Source organism: Dietzia sp., from assembly GCF_036741115.1.
Taxonomy (GTDB): domain Bacteria; phylum Actinomycetota; class Actinomycetes; order Mycobacteriales; family Mycobacteriaceae; genus Dietzia.
This window is the reverse complement of sequence record NZ_DAINST010000039.1, coordinates 7,813-27,427: the sequence shown is the minus strand read 5'-3', so window position 1 is coordinate 27,427 and position 19,615 is coordinate 7,813. Positions and strand designations below refer to the sequence as shown.

Below are 19,615 nucleotides of genomic sequence, written 5' to 3'. Positions count from 1 at the left end.
GCGTCGGTGTCCTTGATCTCCTCGTAGATCTTCTCGTCCTCGTCGCTGTAGCGGAGGATCATCCGCGGGATCGACAGGGTCACCACCAAGGAGGGCCACACGATCCACGCGTAGTCGAAGTGGACGACGAACTGGAGTATGAGGAAGGCGATGAGGGTGATCCCGACGATCGCCCCGTCGAGGGTCTCGACGAGCCCGCCGCGCTTGCGGAGGGAACGCAGCTCGTCCTCGTCGCTGCGCGGCTTCGCGATTTCGGTCGACGCCCTCGCCTGGTCCGGGGCCGGGCGGTCGATCTCGAGCGTGGCGATTGCCCCGCCGCGCTCGGCGAGCGGGACGCCGCCGGGTAGCCCGCGGAACAGGGGATCGAGGTCGCCGAGCCACCGGACCTCTGAGGCGCGCCCCGACAGGTCCTCGAACTCCGCGATCCCGATCCGGCCGGCGGCATAATGCTCGCCGAGCGCGTTGAGCGCGTGCAGGCGCTCGGAATCGCTGAGGCGGAGGTCGCCGGTGTGGTCGTGGTGGTCGTGGTGGTCGTGCTCGTCTCGAGAAGAGTCCATGGGGGCTCCAGGTTTCGGCGCCGCGCGGCGAAGCGTTCTCCGGTCATGTCGAGCCTACCGGGCGGCCCGGATCGGCCCCGACACGAAAACGGCCCCAACTGCGCGGCGAGCCCGTTACCCGGGAGTACAGTGACCCCGTTCACTACGAGAGGGGCAGTGTGTCCGAGGAAATCACCGGCGGCGGGGCCGCGAGCAGTGGGGACGCGACCGACGGCGGCGCCGCGACGGACGGCGGCGATCCGCGGTCCAAGGGGCTGTCTCGGCAGCTCACGAACCGGCACATCCAGCTCATCGCCATCGGCGGGGCGATCGGCACCGGCCTGTTCATGGGCTCGGGCAAGACCATTTCGCTCGCCGGGCCGTCCGTGCTCTTCGTCTACATGATCATCGGCGGCATGCTCTTTTTCGTCATGCGCGCGATGGGCGAGCTGCTGCTGTCGAACCACAAGTACCACTCGTTCGCCGACTTCGCGGGCGACCTCCTCGGCCCGTGGGCCGGCTTCTTCACCGGCTGGACCTACTGGTTCTGCTGGATCGTCACGGGCATCGCGGACGTCATCGCCATCGCCGGCTACGTCTCGTATTGGTGGCCGGACCTGCCGCTGTGGATCCCCGCGCTGGCCACGGTCGTCGTGCTCATCGGGCTCAACCTGGTCACGGTCAAGGCGTTCGGCGAGACGGAATTCTGGTTCGCGATGATCAAGATCGTCGCCATCGTCGCGCTCATCGTCGTCGGCCTCGTTATGGTCGCCAGCCACTTCGCGGCCCCCAACGGCTCGCACGCGGAGGTCGCGAACCTGTGGAACGACGGCGGCATGTTCCCCACCGGGTTCATGGGCTTCGTCGCGGGTTTCCAGATCGCCTCGTTCGCCTTCGTCGGTATCGAGCTCGTCGGCACGACGGCCGCCGAGACCAAGGACCCCGAGAAGACGCTGCCCAAGGCGATCAACGCGATCCCGGTGCGCGTGGCCCTGTTCTATGTCGTGGCGCTCGCCGTCATCCTGGCCGTTACCCCGTGGCGGGAGATCAGCCCCGACCGCAGCCCGTTCGTCGCGATGTTCTCCCTCGCCGGCTTCGGCATCGCGGCGTCGGTAATCAACTTCGTGGTACTCACCTCGGCCGCGTCCTCGGCGAACTCGGGCATCTACTCGACCTCGCGCATGGTCTATGGGCTGTCGTGGCACAGCGACGCGCCCGCGTGGTTCGCGCATCTCTCGCGCCGCCGTGTTCCGGCGAACGCGCTCTACCTCTCGGGCGTCTTCCTGCTCACGGGCGTGGTCATGGTCATGGTCGGCGATTCGATCATCGACGCGTTCACCATCGTCACCACCGTCTCCTCGCTGTGCTTCATGTTCGTGTGGACGATGATCCTCGCGAGCTACATCGCCTACCGCCGCCGCTTCCCCGAGCGTCACGCGGCCTCGGCGTTCAAGATGCCCGGCGGCATCGCGATGTGCGTCGTCGTGTTCGCGTTCTTTGCGTTCCTCATCTGGGCGTTCACGCAGAAGGAGGACACGCGCTCCGCGCTGCTCGTGACCCCGATCTGGTTCGTCGTGCTCGTCATCGCGTGGCTGTTCCTGCGCCGCACCGCGACGCAGCAGCGGCGGATCCGCGCCTTCGCCGAGAAGCGCAGCGAGTTCTGACGCCGGAGGTCCGCGCATCCTGTGCCATCCTCGGTGCGCGGCCGGTGAGCCGCGCTCTGGGCGCGCTCTAGTCGTCCGCCTCGGCGCCCCAGCCGAAGGCGCGGTCGATGCTTACCCACACGTCGACCCGCGGCTGATCCCGGACTGCGTAATGCTCGCCGGTGTAGTGACGAGCGATCTTGTCGATGCCGGAGAGATCCGGATCGTCGGCGATCTCGACGACCGTGCCCTGGATCGAGAGGTGCGAGTACCAGTCGCCATCGGCGAGGACGGTGAGGGCTACGCGCGGATCGTTCTTCAGGTGCTGCAACCGCACGCGGCTCGCAGCGAGGTTGAAGCGGATGCGCTCGCCCTCGAGGAGATACCAGGTCGCGACGGTTACGGGCTGGCCGCCCTTGCGGAGCGTCGCCATCACCGCGGGGTTCGGCTTGGCGAGGAAATCGAGCTGCTTGGCATTGACTACGGGGCGGTCGCTCATCGCGGAACTCCTATGGCTTGGTGTCGGACCGGACGGGGCCGAGCGTACGCCCGCCGGCGAGTTCACCTCCCCGCTCCCGCAACGTTGAATTGCCGTCGCACGCCGCGGTTACGGTGCGCTCATGGCTCACGGTGCGTACTCGAGGCGAGGCTTTCTGACGGCGACCGGCGCCGCCCTCTCGGCGGGGGCCGTCGCCGCCGGTACCGGCCGGGCGGTGGCGCAGGGGAGCTCGCGTCCCCCGGCCGATCTGCTCGCCGGTACGGCCGGCGCCTCGGCGCCGAAGAACCTCGTCGCCGCGGACCTCGAGGTCCCCACCGCCACCGACACCTCCGTGGCGTTCTCGTGGACCACCTACGATCTCTCCGGCCGGCTCCTGCCCGCCGACACCGAGCTCTTCCTCGGGCCCGCGGACTCCACGGCGCCGCTGCCGCTCGTGCACGCCGAGGACACCCCGACCCCGTGGCACCACGTGCGCGTCGACGGGCTCGAGCCGGGCCGCGAATATCGGTTCGAGGCCAGGTCCGGCGGCGTCCGGGCGGTGGGGAGCCACGTCGTCACCAACCTTTCCGGTTCTCCCGAGCAGACCGGCGTGGTGCGCACCCTCGCCCCGCCGCCCGGGAAGCTGATCCGCACGATCGCCGTGGCCAATGACATCCACGTCGGGGAGCAGAAATCGGGGATCATGTTCGCCGACTTCCCGCCGGGCGCCGAGCAGGAGCCCGGCCTGCCGCCGTACTCCGACGTCATGCTCACGGGCCTGCTCGAGGACGTGCGAGCGGCGGGGATCACGGAGCTGTTCTGCAACGGCGACCTGACCTCCGAGGCCAAGCCCGAGGAGGTCGCGCGGGTGCGCGAGCTGCTCGACGGCTTCGGGGAGAAGGGCCGGAACTGGTGGGCGACGCGCGGGAACCACGACCGCCCGCACGGCGGCGCCGAGTACGTCTCGTGCGCCCCCTACGGCGACACGCATTTCGACTGCTGGGGCCAGGCGTTCGAGCCGCGACAGACGATGTGGTCCACCGAGATCGGCGGCCTGCGCGTGGTGGGCCTCGACTCGACGCACCTCGACAACTCCGGCGGGGCGATCGACCCCGAGCAGTTCGAGCGGCTCGACGCCGTGCTCGACGAAAGCCGCGACCGGCCCACGCTCTCGATGTGCCACCACCCCGTGACCCGCGACGCGCAGCGTTCGAACATGGCCGGGCCGTGGTTCGTGCTCGACGATCCCGATGCCATGCGCCTGCAGCAGGCGCTCGCCGACACTCCCGGCTCCTTCCTCCACATGGGCGGGCACACGCACAGGACCCGCCGCGGCGCGGCCGACGTGCTGCCCGCGGGCGGTCGCGCGCCGACGGAGTACCTCGAGGCCGGGGTCACCGTCTCCTACCCGGGGAATTACACGCGGATCTCGCTCTACACCGGCGGATACATGGTCAACCTCCATCAGATAGCCACGCCGCTCGCGCTGCGCTGGATCGAGCGCTCGCGCCGCACGTACTTCGGATTCGCGCCCGAGTACCTCCTGGGGACGTTCGGAGATCGCAATCATGTGGTCGCGCGCGACTTCTCCGGGCTGAGCTAGCGGCGTGACCTCCCACTCGTAACGATCGGCGCGCGGCGGCAGATGTTCAAGGTGTTCTCGCCACCCGCTTCGAGCCGAGTAGAGGAAAACGCATCATGCCCCGCACTCACGTGACCGCGCCCCGGATCGCCGCCGTCTGCGGCGCCGCCCTTCTCGGCGGGGGCATCGCGCTCGTGGGCGCTCCGTCCGCGGATGCCCTGGCCGTCGCCAAGGACGTCCCCATGGCTTTTCCCAGCGGCGGAGACCACATGATCCGCTTCGGCGCCTTCAACTCCTGTCACTGGGACGAAGGGAAGGGCAACAGTCCGCTCGAGCAGGCGATGAACGCGAACGCGATCGACCTCGACGTCAATACGAACGGCAATTTCCTCGACCCGCTCAACTACTGGCCGTTCAACTCGGCGACGGTCGACTGGGAGAACCACGCGACCGGTCAGTCCGGCAGCGACACGGTATTCACGAACGGCCGCGAGGTCGGAGTCCGGGACATCGACACGGGCATCGGGGATCTCACCGTCACCATCACGGCGACCCGCTCGGCGTTCCCGACCTTTGCCCCCGGTTCCGTGGTGCCCTTCGCCTCGGCGACGCACACCGAGACCTTCGAGGTCCAGGGCATCGACGTCGAGCAGTGCAACGGGCCGATCGACGGCGGCGTGACCGGCTAGAACACGAGCCCGATCACGAGCGGACCGTGAGCGGGTCCGATCCGTCCCACGCAGAGACGTTCTTCGCCTCGGGGATGTCCTCGCGTCGGAACACGGGATCGAGTCCCTGCCTCTTCTGCTCGGCGTAGTTGCGCATGAGCTTAATGGCGATCTTCGCCAGCGGGATGAGCGCGATGAGGTTGATGGTCGCCATGAATCCCATGAATAGGTCTGCGAGGTTCCACACGACCTGGATGCTGCCGATCGCACCGCCCACGACGGCGAGGCACACGAGCACGCGGAAGACGTTGACCGCCATGTCGCTGTCCTTGAGGAAGCGGATGTTCGACTCGCCGTAGTACGAGTTGCCGAGGATCGACGAGAACGCCAGGAAGAAGATGACGATCGTGAGGAATCCGATCGCCCAGTGCCCGACCTGGTTCGACAGCGCGTTCTGAGTGAGCGAGATCCCCTCGGGATCCCCGCCGTACTCGGGATTCGAGAGAAGGATGATGAACGCGGTGGCGGAGCAGACGAGCAGGGTGTCGAAGTAGACGCCGAGCGACTGGACGAGCCCCTGCTTGACGGGGTGGGACACAGAGGCGGTGGCGGCGGCGTTGGGCACCGAACCCATGCCGGCCTCGTTGGAGAACAGCCCGCGGCGGATGCCTTGCATGAACGCGGCGCCGAGCCCCGCGCCGACGACCTCCTTGAAGCCGAGGGCGTGGCCGATGATGAGGCCGAGCACCCCGGGCACCTCGCCGATGTTGATGACGACGACGAACAGGGCGACGAGGACGTACGCGAACGCCATGATCGGCACCATGATCTCGGTGACTGCCGAGAGGCGGTGGATGCCGCCGAAGATGATGACGCCGGCGAGGATCGCGACGACGGCGCCGATGATGAACATGGGCCAGGTGCCCTCGAGCGAGAACTGGTTACCGAGCGACTGGGCGATCGAGTTCGACTGCACGGCGTTGAAGACGAAGCCATAGGTGACCGTGATGATGACCGCGAAGGCAATGGCCACGGGCTTCCAGCCGAGCGCATCGCGGATGTAATACGCGGGGCCGCCGACGTAGGAGTCCTTGCGGCGCACCTTGTAGAGCTGGGCCAGCGACGATTCGACGAACGAGGTCGCGCTGCCAAGGATCGCGAGTACCCACATCCAGAACACGGCGCCGGGCCCGCCGACGGTGATCGCGATGGCGACGCCGGCGACGTTGGCCGAGCCCACGCGCGACGCTGCGGAGATCGTGAACGCGCGGAACGCCGAAACCCCCTTCTGCCCGTCCGAGATGTCCGACGGGCTCTCCTTGAGACCGGCGAGCATCTCGGGGATCCAGCGGATCTGCACGGCCTTGGTGCTGATTGTGAACCACACGCCCGCGATACAGAGGATCGTGATGACGAAATACCAATAGACGTCGTTGATGTCCTGGACCGCGGTGGCTAGAGACTCCATGGGGGTCACATTAGGTCGGGGAATCGCGTTCCGCTGCCGAAGTGCGAACGCCCACGAAGTGGACGGTGCAAATGTACGATTTCCTCCGGCGAACTGCGCCGACACACGCGCCCCGATCCCTTCGAGAGGACCCCGATGAGCCAACCGCCCGGAAGCCCCGACGATTCCTCTCAGACGGAATCCCTGCCGCCGTATCAGGGCCACAATCCGGGCCAGGGGTCCGGGCCGCTCCCTCCCTATACCGGTCAGTGGGGGCAGTGGGGAGCTCCGGGGCCGCAGTTCCAGCCTGCGCAGAAGAACCCGGTCGAATCGCGCGGCTTCTTCGGGGCGGTCTTCGACTTCACGTTCCGCAGCCTCGTGTCGATCCGCTTCGCGAAGTTCCTCTACATAGTCGCGATGGTGTATCTGGCGCTCGGCTGGCTCTTCGGCCTCGTTGTCGTCACGACCGGGGCGGCCTACGACGACGAGTACTCGGTCGTTCTCGTCGTGATCCTCTACCTCGTGTTCGCCTGGATCCCCTTCTTCATCCAACTCCTGCTGGTGCGCGTGTTCCTCGAATTCGTCATCTCGACGGTGCGGACCTCGCAGAACACGGCGGCCACGCGCGCCGAGATCGGTCTCCTGCGCGACGAACTCCGCGGGCGTCCCTGAGCGCGCGGCCTCGGGCGTCAGAAAAAGCGGTGCCGCGTCCCGGGATGGGGGCGCGGCACCGCTTTGTGATGGTGGCTGTCCACCGCCTATGACGGCGGACGGCGCGAATTACTTCGAGGCCGAGGCGATGATCTGGTCGAAGACCGTGGAGATCTCGCCGGCGCGGCGCTCGTCGGGGACGAGGCCGTTCTCGCCGAACTCCGTGAAGAGGGAGAGCGAGACCTGCGCGCGCACGACGTGCATGTTGAAGTTCGCGAGGATCTGACGCCACTGCTCGACGGCGCGGACGCCGTTGTCTGCGCCGTAGGCGACCACGGCGGCCGGCTTGTTCATCCACTCCGGGCCGAGCGAATCGACGGCGTTCTTGAGCGCGCCGGGGACGCCGTGGTTGTACTCGGGGGAGACGAGCACGTAGGCGTCAAAGGAGTCGATGGCGTCCGACCAGGCCTGGACCTGCGGCGAATCGTACTTCTTGCCGGCGGCGGCGGGGACGGTGGCGCTCGTGTAGATCGGGACGTCGAAATCGGCGAGCGAGACCAGCTCGAACTCTGCTCCGCCGTGCTTCTCGCCGGACTCGAGGACCCACTGGGCGACCGAGGTGGAATTGCGTCCCTCGCGGACCGAACCGTCGATGATGCCGATCTTCACTACTCTGTTCTCCTTCGTTTGGATTCCGCGGCGGTGTCTATCCGGCGCTGGGCGTTCGTGCTTTACGTTGATGCGTCAACGAAACACCTAGCGTAGATATTCCGGCCTATCCGGATTCGGATCAAATCGGTGGGCCGCCTGTTGCCGAAAGTTGCACGGATGTGTGGAATTGGGAGTCCGGCATTCATATCCACATCCGCGAGGCAGGAGCACTCAGTGACCTATAATCCGGTGGGCGACGACTCGGTGGGCCGCACTGCGGCGGGCGACGCTGCGCACGCCCCTGCGGAGCCGCGCGTCCTCGCTGCCTTCGAACGCCGCGCCGGGGACCTCGTCGCCACTCTCGGGCGGCACGGCATCGCGGTGGACGTCGCGCCGCCGATGTCCACGATCCCCCATCCCGATGACGCCGAACTGCGCCACGCCACCGAGCGGATCGTCGCCGATCCGCCGGGGATCGTAGTGGTCACCACGGGCGTGGGATTCACGGCGTGGCTCTCTGCTGCCGCCGAGTTCGGGCTCGGCAAGCAGCTCGCGGGCGTCCTCGCCGGGGCGCGGATCGTGTCGCGCGGGGCGAAGGTCACCGGGGCTATCCGGAAGGCCGGGCTGTCCGCCTTTTGGGAGGCGCCGAACGGGCTGAGCGAGGAGGTGCGCGAGTACATGCTCGGGCTGGACCTCTCCGGGGCGCGGGTCGCCGTGCAGTTCCACGGCTCGGGGGCCGACGGGATCGATGCGGACCTGCGGGCCGCGGGCGCGGTTGTGACGGCGCTGGTCGTCTATCGCTGGGGACCGCCGCACGACCCGGAGGCCCTCGAACGCTCGATCCGCGAGGTCGCTGGCGGCGGGTACGCGGCCGTGCTGTTCACCGCGGCGCCGGGCACCGCGGCGTGGCTGGCTGCCGCCGAGCGGCTCGGCCTGCGCGAGGCGGCGCTGCGGCGCTTCGCCGGCGGTACCATCGCCGCGGCCGTCGGGCCCGTGACCGCCGGGCCCCTCGTCGACGCCGGCGTCCCCGTCGAGGTGCCCGAGCGCTGGCGCCTCGGCGCGCTGGCCCGCCTCGTGCTCGCGCGCCTCGGCGAGCGGGGCGACGCCGTGCCTGCGGAGTCGGGGGAGTCGGACTAGGCCGGAGTCTCGCCCGCCGCCGGCCGGTAGTAGCCGTGGCGCACCGTGCGGTCGAGGATTCCCAGGGTCCCCTTGAGGGTGGCGTCCGAGATCACCGGGAAGATCGACTTCCACTCCTCGGCCGCCGTGGACCAGTCGTAGATGCTCGTGGCGAGCGTGCCGCCCTCGGGGAGCGGCTCGAGGCGATAGCCGTACGTATGGCCGATGGGCGGCTTGATCGCCCCGTCGATGGTCCACGCGATCTCGGCGGCGGCCGTCTCCGATCCGGGCTCGACATTTGTAAAGCGGACGGCGACGTCATACTTCCCGAGGTCGTAATCGCCGAGTGATTCGCGGTCCATGTGGACGATGAACTGCTCGCCCGCCGCGGAGACGGGCTCGCCGCTCGCGCTCTGGAGCATGCCGGAGGAGTCGATGGCGACGTGGCCCCACGGGTCGCGGAGCAGGTCGAAGAGTTCCCGCGGCGTAGCGGGGATGGTGCGGCTGACCTCGATGCGTTCGCTCATGGCTCCGTTGTACGCGCCCGTGTGGAGGGAGCGCTCAGGGGGCGAGCGGCGTGGTGACCTTCGAGTTGTGGAACACGAGCGCGTCCGCGGCGGACGGGCGCGAGTAGGCGTAGTCGACGGCGAGCAGCGCGATCACGTGATCGCCGGCGTCGACCTCCTGGTGGATGCGCGTGCGGAAGGACGCCGAGGCGCCGTTGAGGAAGACCGCGTCGGCCTCGTCCCCGGTCCACGCGATCTCCGAGAACCGCTCGGCGGACGGGCCGCTGAGCCGGCCGATGTGCGCGGCGTGGTCGGACGTGAGCACCGAGATCCCGAGCGCGTCCGCGTCGCGGAGGAGCGGCCAGGTCGACGAGCTCTTCTGCAGGCTAACCGAGACGATCGGCGGCTCGAGGCTCACGCCGACGAAGGTGCCGACCACCATGCCCACGGGCGCGCCGTCGACGATCGCCGCGATGGCGGCGATGGGCGTGGGCACGCCTGCGAGGATCGTGCGCAGCTCCCTGCCGCTCACCTGCGGGGCGAGCGAGGCGCGGAGCTCCTTCGGGCTGATGGTCGATGCGGTCATGGGATCTCCTCGGGTGGGGATTTCGTCGGTGCTTTCGGTGGTGTGGTCGGTGGTGTGCGCGGGGCGCGGTCGCGGGCGCGGCGTGCTCAGAACTGCGTGCCGAGCTCGGGCGGGTTCCCGGTGAGGAACGCGCGGCCGAGGGTGCGCAGCTTGTCCCTGCGCTTCTCGTGCAGCGTGTGGGTGCGCAGGTCGCGCCAGCGGCGGTCGAGCTCGGCGTTCGGGGCCACGCCCCGCGTGCCGGTGAGCTCGAAGACCCGCGAAGCGATGTCGACCGTGAGCTCCCCGGTGGTCGCCTTCGCCGCGCCCACGGCGAGCGCCGCGCGCCCGCCGGGGTCGGCGCCCTCGGCGAACGCGAGGTCCACGGCGCGCCCGGCCGAGTCGAGCACGGCCGCGGCGGCGAACGCCCGCGCCGCGAGCTCCCCGGTGAGGTGCTCGGTGAGCTCCCCGCCGATCCCCGCCGAGCGCGCGATGTCGAGCGCCTCGTCGAGCGCGGCCTCCGCGAGGCCCACGTCGATCGCCGCGTGGAGGAGCTGGGCGAACGCGCCGTACGCCGGCAGCGCGCCGAACTCGAAGGGGTGGACGTCGCCGCCGGCGACCCGGACGCCGTCGAGCCGGACCCTGCCCGATCCGGTGAGGCGCTGCCCGAGCGCGTCCCACTCGTCGACGAGGCTCAGCCCCGGGGCGAGCGCGTCGACGAACGCGACCACGTCGGGGACCGCGGAATCGCTGGCCCCGTGGTGGAACGCGCTCACCGCGAAGAAGTCGGCGTAGGGCGAGCCTGTGCAGAAGTGCTTCTCCCCGTCGAGGCGCGCGGCATTGCCGCCCTTCTCCGGGATGACGGCGACGTGCGGCCCCCGCTCCGCCTGCGCATTCGACAGCAGTGCCCCGCCGAGGATGCGCTCGGCCCACACGGTCTCCCGTGCGGAGCGGCGGGAGTCGGAGGCGGCCGCAGTCGACGCGGCACCCTCCGGCTTCTCCTCGAACAGCCACCGCGCGAACACGAAGTGCGGCTGGAGGATCTGGGCTAGCGAACCGTTCCCGTACGCGAGGACGCGGAGGAGCTCGGCGCGCCGCGACGGCGCGATGTCCCCGCCGTCCTCGGCCGCGGGGCCGCCGAGCCGCGCGGGCACGGCGGCGGCGAGGATCCCGGACTCCTTGATCGCCGCGACCTCAGCGAATAGCTCGCGGTCGCCGGCTTCGCGCTCGGCGGCCACGGCGCGCGCACGCTCGCCGATCTCCGCCGCCGCGGCCAGGAGCTCGCCGTACGGCCCCGGCTGCGCCTCGGCGGCGGCCGGGGGCGCCGCCGCAACCCTGGGGCGGTCGAGGGACGGGGCGCTCATCGGGCCCCCGCGAGCACCGGGTCGGCGCCGGGGGACGGGGCACGTCCCGTGTCATTCCGGATGATCTCCCGACCGAAGCGCTGGACCTCCTCGTCGAAGTGGAGGAAGCCGGTGAGGATGAGGTCGACGCCGACCTTGCGGTACGCCTCGATGCGCTCGGAGATCTGCTCGCGCGTGCCGATGAGCTTGGTCTTGAAGCCGTCGTTGTACTGCACGAGGTCTTCGAACGAGGAGTCCGCCCACATTCCCTTGCCGTCGCCGGTGGAGGCGCCGGCCTCCTTGACGGACTGGCGGAAGGCGTTGACCGCCTCGGCATTTGCGCCCTCGACGATCTCGCGGAGCCGCTCCTTCGCCTCCTTCTCGGTGTCCTCGAGGATGACGAAACCGTTGAGCCCGATCTTGACCTCGCGGCCTGCGGCATCGGCGTGCTCGCGGACCTCGCGGATCTGCTCGGCGATTAGCTCGGGGGCGGCGCCGTTGGTGAAGTACCAGTCGGAGTAGAGCCCGCCGTTGCGGCGCGCGGCCGTCGACGTACCGCCCTGGAACAGCTCGGGCACGATCTTCGGGCGCGGGCTCGCCGTATATCCGCGGATGCGGTAGTGGTCGCCGGCGAACTCGACGTTCTCCTCGGTGAGGATCTTGCGCACGACCTGCAGGAACTCGGCACTACGTTCGTAGCGATCCTGATGCGCGAGCCACGACTCGCCGAGCGCGATGTACTCGTCGCGCAGCCAGCCGGACACCACGTTGAGCGCGAAGCGCCCGCCGTAGAGCTCGCTGGCCGTGGCCGCGAGGTTCGCGAGCACGCCCGGCTGCCAGAAGCCGGGGTGCACCGCGGCGATAACCTTGAGCCGCTCCGTCGCCGCGAGCAGGGCAAGGGAGAACGAGACTGATTCGTGCTGGCTGTCCGCGCCGTAAGAGCCGAGGTATCGCACCTGCGAGAGTGCGTAGTCAAAGCCCGCCTCCTCGGCGTGCTTGGCGAGGCGGACGTTGTAGTCGATTCCCCAGTCGGTGCGCTGCTCTACATTTGAAGTAACCAGTCCTCCCGACACGTTGGGGACCCAATACGCGTACTGGAGGGTCGAGGCGATTTCCCTGGTGGACATTGTGTGCTTCCTCTACTTATGTTTTGTCCGTGACGCCGGGGGCCGGGCTCGGTGTGGTGGATCAGGAGGCGCTGGCGGCGGGAAGCGCGGCCTCCGCAGTGGTAAACGGCACGTGGGCGGGCTTCACCGGAGTCGTCGGGGCGGGGCGGTTCTTGACCCCGTAGCCGAGGCGCTGGAGCGCAGGGACGACGCCCTCGCCCACGTGGAATGCTTCTTCGAGGTGCGGGTAGCCGGAGAGGATAAAGTGCCCGAGGCCCGCGTCGAAGTACTCGCCGATCCGCTCGGCGACCTGCTCGTACGAGCCGACCAGGGCCGTTCCGGCTCCGCCGCGGACGAGGCCGATGCCGGACCACAGATTCGGGGCGATCTCCAGGTCGCGCGCGTCGGTGCCCCGGTGGAAGGCCCCGCCCTGTCCGTGGAGCGCCGTCATACGGCGTTGGCCCTCCGACTGCGAGCGGGCGAGCCCGCCCTGGATCTGCGCGACGACCTCCGGGTCGAGTCCGTCGATGAGACGCTGCGCCTCGGCCCATGCCTCGTCCTCGGTCTCGCGGGCGATGATATGGAGGCGGATGCCGTAATCGAGCTCGCGGCCGTGGGCGGCCGCTGCCGTGCGGGCGCGCTCGATCTTCTGCTGCACGTCGGCGGGGCGCTCGCCCCACGTGAGGTAGACGCCGGCGTGCTTCGCCGCGACCTCGATGCCGGCCGGCGAGGAGCCGCCGAAGAAGATCTCGGGGGCGTTTGCCGGGCGGCGCGAGAGCACCGCGTTCTCGACGTCGATGTGCTTGCCGTGCAGGGTGATCGGCTCGGCTCTCGTGAGCAGGTGCTCGATCACCTCGAGCGCCTCGTCGCCCATGGCGTACCGCTCCTCCTTGGTCCTGTGATCGCCGAAGGAGCGCTGCTCGTGGTCCTCGCCGCCGATGACGACGTTGAGCTTGAGCCTGCCATTGGAGAGCTTCTGGAACGTGGCCGCCTGCTGGGCGATGACGGTGGGGCTTACCAGCGACGGGCGCGCGGCGACGAGGAAGCCGAGGCGCTTGGTCGCGCCGATGAGTGCCGCGGTGGCGATCCACGCGTCCTCGCACCAGAGCCCCGTGGGGACGAGTACGGACTCGAAGCCATTGGACTCCGCGGCGAGGGCGAGCTGCGTGAGGTAGCCGAGGTCGGCCTCGCGCTCGCCGTAGTGCCCCGTGGTTCCATGTCCCCCCGCCATGATCGCGCGGGAATCCCCGTAGGTGGGCAGGAACCAGTGGAGGGTGATGTTGGAATTCGTCATGGCGGCGAGTAGACCAGTCGGTCTTTGTCGCCCTCCACGTTTTGGTTCGTCGTGAATCGATGGGACGGGGGCGGACCTGCGCCGGCTATACGCTCGAGGCGTCAGGTGTGCCTGCGTCTTTTCCGGGTGGGCCGGCGCAGGGGATTCGTGCGTCGGATTTCGTGGGTCGGATTTCGTGGGTGTGAATTCCCGTAGCCTGGCGGCAGAGCGGCCTGGGCCGGCCGCGAACGCCAGGACGATTCGGAGCGAGAATGTCTACCACCATCGTCACCACGTCGAGGTCGCCGCACGGAAACACCCGGTCGATCGCCGAGGCGATCGGTGCCGAGCTCGGCGCCGAGATCCACGAGCCCGGCACCTCGGCCGCGGTCTCGCTGGCCGCGTCGGACCTAGTCGGCTTCGGTTCCGGGATCTACTGGATGGGCTTCCGCGGTCTCCTCCGCGAGTTCGTCGATGCGCTCCCCGAGGTCGACGACAAGGACGCCTTCCTGTTCGCCACGAGCGGCTTCCCGGAGCCTCCACTCGTGCGCTACATGGACCGGATGGTCTCGCGGATCGAGGCCAAGGGTTTCCGTGTGGTCGGGGCGTTCCATTGCCGCGGCATCGACACGATGGGGCCATTCGGCCTGATCGGCGGGGTCAATACGGGCCAACCCGACACTGCCGATCTCGAGAGCGCCCGCGAGTTCGCGCGGCAGCTCGCTGCCTCGCGCGGGTAGCGCTCCTCGATTCGCAGATCTAGTCCGAACCCCGTGTAGGCGCTTTGTGAAGCCCCGGGACTTTTCCGCTCCTGGCTTCTAGTCTCCCCAGCCATGGGAACCTTGATCGCGTCCGCACCCGCGGCGCTCTACCGGGATCGCCGCCGCTGAGCGGCGCCTGGGGCTTTCCTAGCCCCGCACGATCTTCGTAGACCGCGCCGCATCCCGAGTTGCCTCAGCGCCTCGGGCGGTTCGTCGGATACGACCGGCCCACGAGCCGTTCCCATCCCCTGGCCCTCGTCCCGAGGCGCTCCATGCTCGATCCACGGAGTGCCCTCTTGTCTCGTGCCCGAAATTCCCGCAATCGAACCGGAAACCCTCGGTCGAACCATCAGCCGGCGCGTCGCTCGACCTACGGCGGACGCCACGAACTCGGACAGAACTACCTTGTTCATAGACCCACGATCGACAAGTTCGTCGATCTCGTGGCGCGCACCGAGGGCGCGATCCTCGAAATAGGTGCCGGAGCCGGAGCGCTCACCTCTCCTCTCGCAGCGCTCGATCGCCCGTTGACGGCGGTCGAGCTGGATGAGCATAGAGTCCGCGAACTCCGGCGTACTTTGCCGGGTGTCGACGTCGTCCATGGAGACCTGCTCACGGTCCCGTTACGGGCAGATGCAGTGGTGGGCAGCGTGCCGTTCCACATCACGACCCCCGTGTTGCGTGGACTCCTTCGTTCCGGCGAATGGAACGAGGCCGTCCTGCTCACCCAATGGGAGGTCGCGCGCAAGCGCTCAGGTGTCGGTCGATCGACGATGATGACGGCACAGTCCGCGCCGTGGTTCACATTCCGGCTCGAGGGGCGCGTCCCAGCCTGGGCCTTCGACCCGATGCCGTCCGTCGATGGCGGACTGCTCGTGTTGTGTCTCGGCGCGATAAACCGCTCATCCACCTACGGGACCGGCCGCACTACCAAAGCTTCGTCCAGCGCATATTCACCGGAAGGGGGAACTCTCTCTCCCGCGGATCGTTGCCGGGGCGTCCGGTCTTCGCGAACGCGAAGGTCGCGCCGCGCTAGACCGTGCGGGGGTCGGACCCCGCCGTTTCCCGCGCGATCTCCGCCCCGCGCATTGGGCAGCAATGTGGGGAGCGATCGGGCACGGCAGCTAGTCCGCAAAGGCGAACCAGCAGATCTCGTCCCGCCGAGCCTGGTCTTCGAGGACGAGGTCCCGGACTTCGGCGGGGAGCAGAGCGCGCTGGGCGTTGCGTTCGGCCAGGCGCGCGCCCGACTCCGAAGGCGCCGCGGCGGCCACCGCCTTGATCGCATACGCCGCCGCGCCGAGATCGTGTTCCGCGACGTGGCCGACGCACGCCGCCTGCCCCGCCGCGTAGGCGGCGAAGCGTGGCGCTCCGGTGAGCGGGCGGGCGGCGCCCATGGCGTGGCCGCCGGCGGCCCGGGCGTCCATCATCCGCATCCCGTCCTCTGCCCAGGCTCGCGCCGCGGATATCGCATCGCGCGGCCTGCGGTCTTCGGGGCAGGCCTCCTCGAATAGCGGTACGACGCGCTCGGCGCAGTCGGCAGCCCACAGAGCGAGGAGTCGGTGGTGATCCGGCGAGAGCGATCCGCCGCGGGCGACCGTGATCATCCGCGGATCGCGGACCTTCGGGAGGATCATGGCCGCGAGCCTAGAGGCGCCGGCGGGCGAGGGGCGAGTTTGTACGAGGTTGCGTACGTTTGCACGACCTCCTAACGCCGTTCAAACGTGCTCAAGCTCGTGCAAACTGCGCCCGGGGCGGCCTACGCGAGCCCGGCCTCCCCGAAGAGCGTGCCGACTGCGAAGGTCACCGCCAGGGCGAGCGCCCCGCCCACCGCCATGCGCAGCGCGCCGCGGACCTGACTCGCCCCGCCGAGACGCGCGGCCACGGCCCCGGTCGCCGCGAGCGCGAGGACGGTGACCACGAACGTCACGGGGATCCGCACGCCCGGCGGCGGGACGATGATCGCGAAGATCGGCAGGAGCGCGCCGACGAAGAAGGACAGGAACGACGCGGCGGCGGCCTGCCACGGGCTCACGATGTCGTCGGTATCGATGCCGAGCTCGGCATCGAGGTGCGCGCCGAGCGCATCGGAGTCGGAGAGCTCGAGCGCGACTTGGCGGGCCGTATCCGGGGAGAGACCCCGTTGCTCGTACAGGGAGGCGAGCTCCGCGAGCTCGCCCTCGGGGTCCTCCTCGAGCTCCGACCGCTCCTTGGCGATGAGCGAATTCTCGGAGTCCCGCTGGCTGCTCACGGAGACGTATTCGCCGAGGGCCATCGAGACCGCACCGCCCACGAGGGCCGCGGCGCCCGCCGTCAGGATGGGGCCGATCTGAGAGCTGGCGCCGGCGACTCCCACGACGACCGCGGCGACGGAGACGATGCCGTCGTTGGCGCCGAGCACACCGGCACGGAGCCCGTTGAGGCGCTGGGCGAACCCGTCGTCGGAGTGGGGCTCGGGGCGTGAGGGGTGCTGCGCGGTACCGGAGCTCATGGGCCCGATTATCGCGCGCCGATGTGCGGATGTGAAGTCGCGAAGGTCGTGGCCGCTCAGGCGATCGCGTAGACGAGGAGCGACAGCCCGGCGGCGAGCACGACGATGCGCGCCGTGTGCATCCGATTCCCCGCGGGTGAGCTACTCGATCTCCGCGTATGGGCAGACGCGCGCCCCGATCGTGTGGGCGCTGTGCGAGTGGGGGCGGCACCTGGAACGAAGTGCCGGTGATGCCGGGGAGCCCGCTTACGATGTGCTGTGAGCGTCGTTCGCCCTCGCCGGTTGGCGGGCGCTGACGGCGCAGTTCCCGAATTCTCGACCCAGAAGGGCAGTCGTGCTTCCAATCTCCTGTGTGCTCCCGGTCTATATAGGTGTAGAGACCGACGAGTTCACCCGCGCTTTTCGGAGTATCGCCCACCAGACCGCGCCGCCGGACGAGGTCGTGGTCGTCTGCGACGGCCCGGTGCGAAGCGGGATCGATGAGTTTCTCTCCGGGCGTGAAGGGCCTCGACTCACCGTGGTTCGGCTCGAGGAGAATCGCGGGGCGTCCTATGCCATTCGCGCGGGTATCGATGCTGCCCGGAATCGCTGGATCGCGCGGCACGATGCCGACGACATCATGATGCCCGACCGGCTGGAGAAGCAGTGGCCGGTCGTCGAATCCGGCGAGTACGCCGCAGTCGGCGGAGCGATCTGCGAGTTCGTCGATACCCCGGGAAACATCGTGCGAGTGCGGCGCCTTCCCGCGGAGCCGGAACAGATCGAGAAGTATGTGACGATCAACAGCCCGCTCAACAACCCCACGGTGATTATCGATTCCGATGCTGCTCGAGCGGTGGGCGGGATCCGGGACATCTTGTTCATGGAGGACTATGACCTCTGGGCCCGGCTCATCGCTGCAGGTTACCGGCTGCGGAGTATCGACGAGGTGCTCACCCTCCAGCACGCGCCCGAGTCGATGTTCGATCGCCGCACCGATCCGCGTCTCGCCTCTGCGGAGAAGGTGATGCAGAAGAACCTCGTCGAACTGGGGCTGGTGAGTCGGCCGCGCGCCGTGGCTAACTACGCTGCCCGTCAGCTCTTCCGCAAGCTCCCGCGTCCGCTGCTCAAGGCCGTGTACGCCAAGCTCTTCGACAACCCGGGAGCGCTCGACGAGCCGATCTCCGAGGTTCGCCGGTGGCTCGAAACCGGCTGGCCGGGGTTCTCTCCGGAGCCTGCGGACTCGCTGCGGGGATAAGGGGGCCAGGGCCTAGGGGCTAAGGCCACGAGCGTGTGGGGCCTAGGGCTTTGCGGACCGCCGGGGGGAGGGGCGGCCTTCGCCGTCATAGACGTAAAACGCCCCGCCGCTCCGGTCTGTCGACCGAACGGCGGGGCGTCCCAACAGGAAACAGGCCCTACCTGCTTGGTTCGAGCTCCGCGTTGAGCTCCTCCGCCAGCTCTTCGGCCTCTTCCTTCGAGGAGGCCGAGGGGTTCGAGCCCCAAAGCGGCCGGCCGTTGCTCTCCGGCACGAAATGGATGGAGATGAGCCCGATGACGCCCGCGGCCATGAGGTACACGGCCGGCCACATGAGGTACCCGGTCGCGTTGATGAGCGACGCCTGCACGAACGACGTGGTCCCGCCGAACAGCGAGATCGAGACGTTGAACGCGATGGCGAGCGCGCCGGCCCGGACGGCGGTGGGGAACAGCGACGGCAGGGTGGAAGGCATAGTCGCCGAGAACGTGATGAGGCTCAGCCCCATGATGAGGAGCCCGATGAGCACGACCCCGTCGCTGTCGCCGCGGATGAGCAGGAGCGAGGGGAACGACAGCACGATGAGCGATGTGCTTCCGAGCCGGACGATGGCCTTGCGGCCGAACCGGTCCGAGAGCTGGCCGATGATGGGGATGAGCGCGAGGCACACCGCCATGACGATGATCTGAAGGACCTGCGAGGTGGTCTCGGTGACTCCGCCACTGCCCTGGAGATCCTCGACGGTGCTGAAGTACTGCGGCATGTACGAGGTGAGCATGTAGTTCGTGACGTTCCACGCGAGCACGAGGCCACAGCAGACGAGGAGATTCGGCCAGAGCTTGAAGATCGCCTTGAACTCGCCGCCGCCCTTCTTCTCCTTCGCGGCCTTCTGCTCGGACTCCTCCGCGAGCCGCTCCATCTCCTGGTACGCGGGAGTGTCCGCGAGCTTGGTGCGCAGGTAGACGCCGACGAGGCCGAGGGGAAGGGCGACGAAGAAAGGGATGCGCCAGCCCCAGGAATCGAGGAAGGTGTCCGAGGAGGAGACCTGGATGATCGTCGCGAAGGACGCGCCGAGCACGTAGCCGGTAAACGTACCGACCTCGAGGAGGCTGCCGAGGAAGCCGCGCCGCTTGTCGGGGGCGTACTCGGCGATGAAGGTCATCGCGTTGCTGTACTCGCCGCCTGTGGAGAAGCCCTGTAGAAGACGGCAGGCGAGGAGGAGGAATGGTGCGGCGATGCCGACCGTGGCGTACGTGGGCAGGATGCCGATGAGGAAGGTGCCCGCCGCCATCATGATCATGGTGAGCGCGAGGACCTTGTTGCGGCCGATCTTGTCTGCGAGCGGACCGAAGACGATGCCGCCGAGCGGGCGCACGAGGAAGGCCACGGCGAAGAGGCCGGCGACGATGATCGTCTTGACTCCGGAGGCCATGTCGTCGGGGAGGAACACGCCCTCGATAACGACCGCCAGGTAGCCGTAGACACCGAAGTCATACCACTCGGTGACGTTGCCGATGGCTGCGGCGCCGATCGCTCGTTTGACCACGTCGGGCTTGGTGACGGTGATCTC

At 68.8% G+C, this 19,615-nt stretch carries 19 protein-coding genes and 1 pseudogene; 8 read left to right on the top strand and 12 right to left on the bottom strand.

Annotated features, from left to right (window positions below; genetic code table 11):
* A partial coding sequence (locus V7E05_RS07810; RefSeq protein WP_333619105.1) for a DUF1707 SHOCT-like domain-containing protein occupies positions 1 to 557 on the bottom strand: 557 nt, incomplete at its 3' end.
* A 170-nt stretch (positions 558 to 727) separates the two neighbouring features.
* Between V7E05_RS07810 and cycA the strand changes: the two genes are divergently transcribed.
* Positions 728 to 2,200 (top strand): D-serine/D-alanine/glycine transporter, encoded by a 1,473-nt coding sequence (gene cycA / locus V7E05_RS07805; RefSeq protein WP_442891632.1) that lies wholly within the window; start codon positions 728 to 730, stop codon positions 2,198 to 2,200.
* Positions 2,201 to 2,267: 67 nt separating this feature from the next.
* On the opposite strand, the gene V7E05_RS07800 is transcribed toward cycA, so the two are convergent.
* Complete coding sequence (locus V7E05_RS07800) at positions 2,268 to 2,678, bottom strand: PPOX class F420-dependent oxidoreductase (protein ID WP_333619103.1); 411 nt, start codon at positions 2,676 to 2,678, stop codon at positions 2,268 to 2,270.
* 121 nt (positions 2,679 to 2,799) lie between these two features.
* Here V7E05_RS07800 and V7E05_RS07795 point away from each other — a divergent pair, with 121 nt between their 5' ends.
* Entirely contained in the window at positions 2,800 to 4,260 is a 1,461-nt protein-coding gene (locus V7E05_RS07795; protein WP_333619102.1) for a metallophosphoesterase, read from the top strand.
* 95 nt (positions 4,261 to 4,355) lie between these two features.
* Complete coding sequence (locus tag V7E05_RS07790) at positions 4,356 to 4,928, top strand: hypothetical protein (protein ID WP_333619101.1); 573 nt, start codon at positions 4,356 to 4,358, stop codon at positions 4,926 to 4,928.
* A 13-nt stretch (positions 4,929 to 4,941) separates the two neighbouring features.
* Here the strand turns inward: V7E05_RS07790 and V7E05_RS07785 are convergent, their stop codons facing one another.
* Positions 4,942 to 6,375: an alanine/glycine:cation symporter family protein gene (locus V7E05_RS07785; RefSeq protein ID WP_333619100.1), complete on the bottom strand. Its 1,434-nt coding sequence runs from the start codon at positions 6,373 to 6,375 to the stop codon at positions 4,942 to 4,944.
* Positions 6,376 to 6,510: 135 nt separating this feature from the next.
* Between V7E05_RS07785 and V7E05_RS07780 the strand changes: the two genes are divergently transcribed.
* Positions 6,511 to 7,026 (top strand): DUF4282 domain-containing protein, encoded by a 516-nt coding sequence (locus V7E05_RS07780; protein WP_333619099.1) that lies wholly within the window; start codon positions 6,511 to 6,513, stop codon positions 7,024 to 7,026.
* Positions 7,027 to 7,134: 108 nt separating this feature from the next.
* On the opposite strand, the gene V7E05_RS07775 is transcribed toward V7E05_RS07780, so the two are convergent.
* Positions 7,135 to 7,674 (bottom strand): NADPH-dependent FMN reductase, encoded by a 540-nt coding sequence (locus V7E05_RS07775; RefSeq protein WP_333619098.1) that lies wholly within the window; start codon positions 7,672 to 7,674, stop codon positions 7,135 to 7,137.
* Between the two features lie 216 nt (positions 7,675 to 7,890).
* Between V7E05_RS07775 and V7E05_RS07770 the strand changes: the two genes are divergently transcribed.
* Positions 7,891 to 8,793, top strand: coding sequence for a uroporphyrinogen-III synthase (locus V7E05_RS07770; protein ID WP_333619097.1), 903 nt, complete (start codon positions 7,891 to 7,893; stop codon positions 8,791 to 8,793).
* Here V7E05_RS07770 and V7E05_RS07765 read toward each other — a convergent pair.
* The 5 genes from V7E05_RS07765 to V7E05_RS07745 all read right to left on the bottom strand — a co-directional run bounded on the left by V7E05_RS07765 (position 8,790) and on the right by V7E05_RS07745 (position 13,583).
* On the bottom strand, positions 8,790 to 9,299 hold the full coding sequence (locus V7E05_RS07765; RefSeq protein WP_333619096.1) for a polyketide cyclase: 510 nt from the start codon (positions 9,297 to 9,299) through the stop codon (positions 8,790 to 8,792). The two genes, V7E05_RS07770 and V7E05_RS07765, sit on opposite strands and share 4 nt — an antisense overlap.
* Positions 9,300 to 9,333: 34 nt before the next feature.
* The gene (locus V7E05_RS07760) at positions 9,334 to 9,864 is read right to left on the bottom strand and encodes a flavin reductase family protein (RefSeq protein WP_333619095.1); all 531 of its coding nucleotides are present in this window, start codon (positions 9,862 to 9,864) and stop codon (positions 9,334 to 9,336) included.
* Between the two features lie 86 nt (positions 9,865 to 9,950).
* On the bottom strand, positions 9,951 to 11,204 hold the full coding sequence (locus V7E05_RS07755) for an acyl-CoA dehydrogenase family protein (protein WP_333619094.1): 1,254 nt from the start codon (positions 11,202 to 11,204) through the stop codon (positions 9,951 to 9,953).
* Entirely contained in the window at positions 11,201 to 12,310 is a 1,110-nt protein-coding gene (gene sfnG / locus V7E05_RS07750) for a dimethylsulfone monooxygenase SfnG (protein ID WP_333619093.1), read from the bottom strand. The genes V7E05_RS07755 and sfnG overlap by 4 nt, the downstream gene beginning before the upstream one ends.
* A 61-nt stretch (positions 12,311 to 12,371) precedes the next feature.
* Positions 12,372 to 13,583 carry an LLM class flavin-dependent oxidoreductase gene (locus V7E05_RS07745; RefSeq protein WP_333619092.1) on the bottom strand — a complete coding sequence of 404 codons (1,212 nt, stop codon included), beginning with the start codon at positions 13,581 to 13,583 and terminating at the stop codon, positions 12,372 to 12,374.
* A 251-nt stretch (positions 13,584 to 13,834) separates the two neighbouring features.
* Here V7E05_RS07745 and V7E05_RS07740 point away from each other — a divergent pair, with 251 nt between their 5' ends.
* Complete coding sequence (locus V7E05_RS07740; RefSeq protein WP_333619091.1) at positions 13,835 to 14,302, top strand: flavodoxin family protein; 468 nt, start codon at positions 13,835 to 13,837, stop codon at positions 14,300 to 14,302.
* A gap of 398 nt (positions 14,303 to 14,700) precedes the next feature.
* Positions 14,701 to 15,451 (top strand): annotated as a pseudogene (gene erm, locus V7E05_RS14310) (23S ribosomal RNA methyltransferase Erm); the annotation flags it as partial.
* On the opposite strand, the gene V7E05_RS07730 reads toward erm, so the two are convergent.
* A complete protein-coding gene (locus V7E05_RS07730; RefSeq protein WP_333619090.1) occupies positions 15,448 to 15,957 on the bottom strand; it encodes a putative immunity protein in 510 nt (169 codons plus the stop codon). The pseudogene erm and the gene V7E05_RS07730 sit on opposite strands and share 4 nt — an antisense overlap.
* Positions 15,958 to 16,079: 122 nt before the next feature.
* Positions 16,080 to 16,811, bottom strand: a complete 732-nt coding sequence (locus V7E05_RS07725) for a VIT1/CCC1 transporter family protein (protein ID WP_333619089.1) — start codon at positions 16,809 to 16,811, stop codon at positions 16,080 to 16,082.
* Between the two features lie 352 nt (positions 16,812 to 17,163).
* On the opposite strand from V7E05_RS07725, the gene V7E05_RS07720 reads away from it, so the two are divergent.
* Positions 17,164 to 18,048 carry a glycosyltransferase gene (locus V7E05_RS07720; RefSeq protein ID WP_333619088.1) on the top strand — a complete coding sequence of 295 codons (885 nt, stop codon included), beginning with the start codon at positions 17,164 to 17,166 and terminating at the stop codon, positions 18,046 to 18,048.
* A 157-nt stretch (positions 18,049 to 18,205) separates the two neighbouring features.
* Here the strand turns inward: V7E05_RS07720 and V7E05_RS07715 are convergent.
* Positions 18,206 to 19,615: MFS transporter (locus V7E05_RS07715; protein WP_333619087.1), on the bottom strand; the 1,410-nt coding region annotated here is incomplete at its 5' end.

Coding starts and splice junctions, on each gene's coding strand:
- V7E05_RS07800 (WP_333619103.1), bottom strand. CDS start 2,678: ATGAGCGACCGCCCCGTAGTCAATGCCAAGCAGCTCGATTTCCTCGCC.
- V7E05_RS07795 (WP_333619102.1), top strand. CDS start 2,800: ATGGCTCACGGTGCGTACTCGAGGCGAGGCTTTCTGACGGCGACCGGC.
- V7E05_RS07790 (WP_333619101.1), top strand. CDS start 4,356: ATGCCCCGCACTCACGTGACCGCGCCCCGGATCGCCGCCGTCTGCGGC.
- V7E05_RS07785 (WP_333619100.1), bottom strand. CDS start 6,375: ATGGAGTCTCTAGCCACCGCGGTCCAGGACATCAACGACGTCTATTGG.
- V7E05_RS07780 (WP_333619099.1), top strand. CDS start 6,511: ATGAGCCAACCGCCCGGAAGCCCCGACGATTCCTCTCAGACGGAATCC.
- V7E05_RS07765 (WP_333619096.1), bottom strand. CDS start 9,299: ATGAGCGAACGCATCGAGGTCAGCCGCACCATCCCCGCTACGCCGCGG.
- V7E05_RS07760 (WP_333619095.1), bottom strand. CDS start 9,864: ATGACCGCATCGACCATCAGCCCGAAGGAGCTCCGCGCCTCGCTCGCC.
- V7E05_RS07755 (WP_333619094.1), bottom strand. CDS start 11,204: ATGAGCGCCCCGTCCCTCGACCGCCCCAGGGTTGCGGCGGCGCCCCCG.
- sfnG (WP_333619093.1), bottom strand. CDS start 12,310: ATGTCCACCAGGGAAATCGCCTCGACCCTCCAGTACGCGTATTGGGTC.
- V7E05_RS07745 (WP_333619092.1), bottom strand. CDS start 13,583: ATGACGAATTCCAACATCACCCTCCACTGGTTCCTGCCCACCTACGGG.
- V7E05_RS07740 (WP_333619091.1), top strand. CDS start 13,835: ATGTCTACCACCATCGTCACCACGTCGAGGTCGCCGCACGGAAACACC.
- V7E05_RS07730 (WP_333619090.1), bottom strand. CDS start 15,957: ATGATCCTCCCGAAGGTCCGCGATCCGCGGATGATCACGGTCGCCCGC.
- V7E05_RS07725 (WP_333619089.1), bottom strand. CDS start 16,811: ATGAGCTCCGGTACCGCGCAGCACCCCTCACGCCCCGAGCCCCACTCC.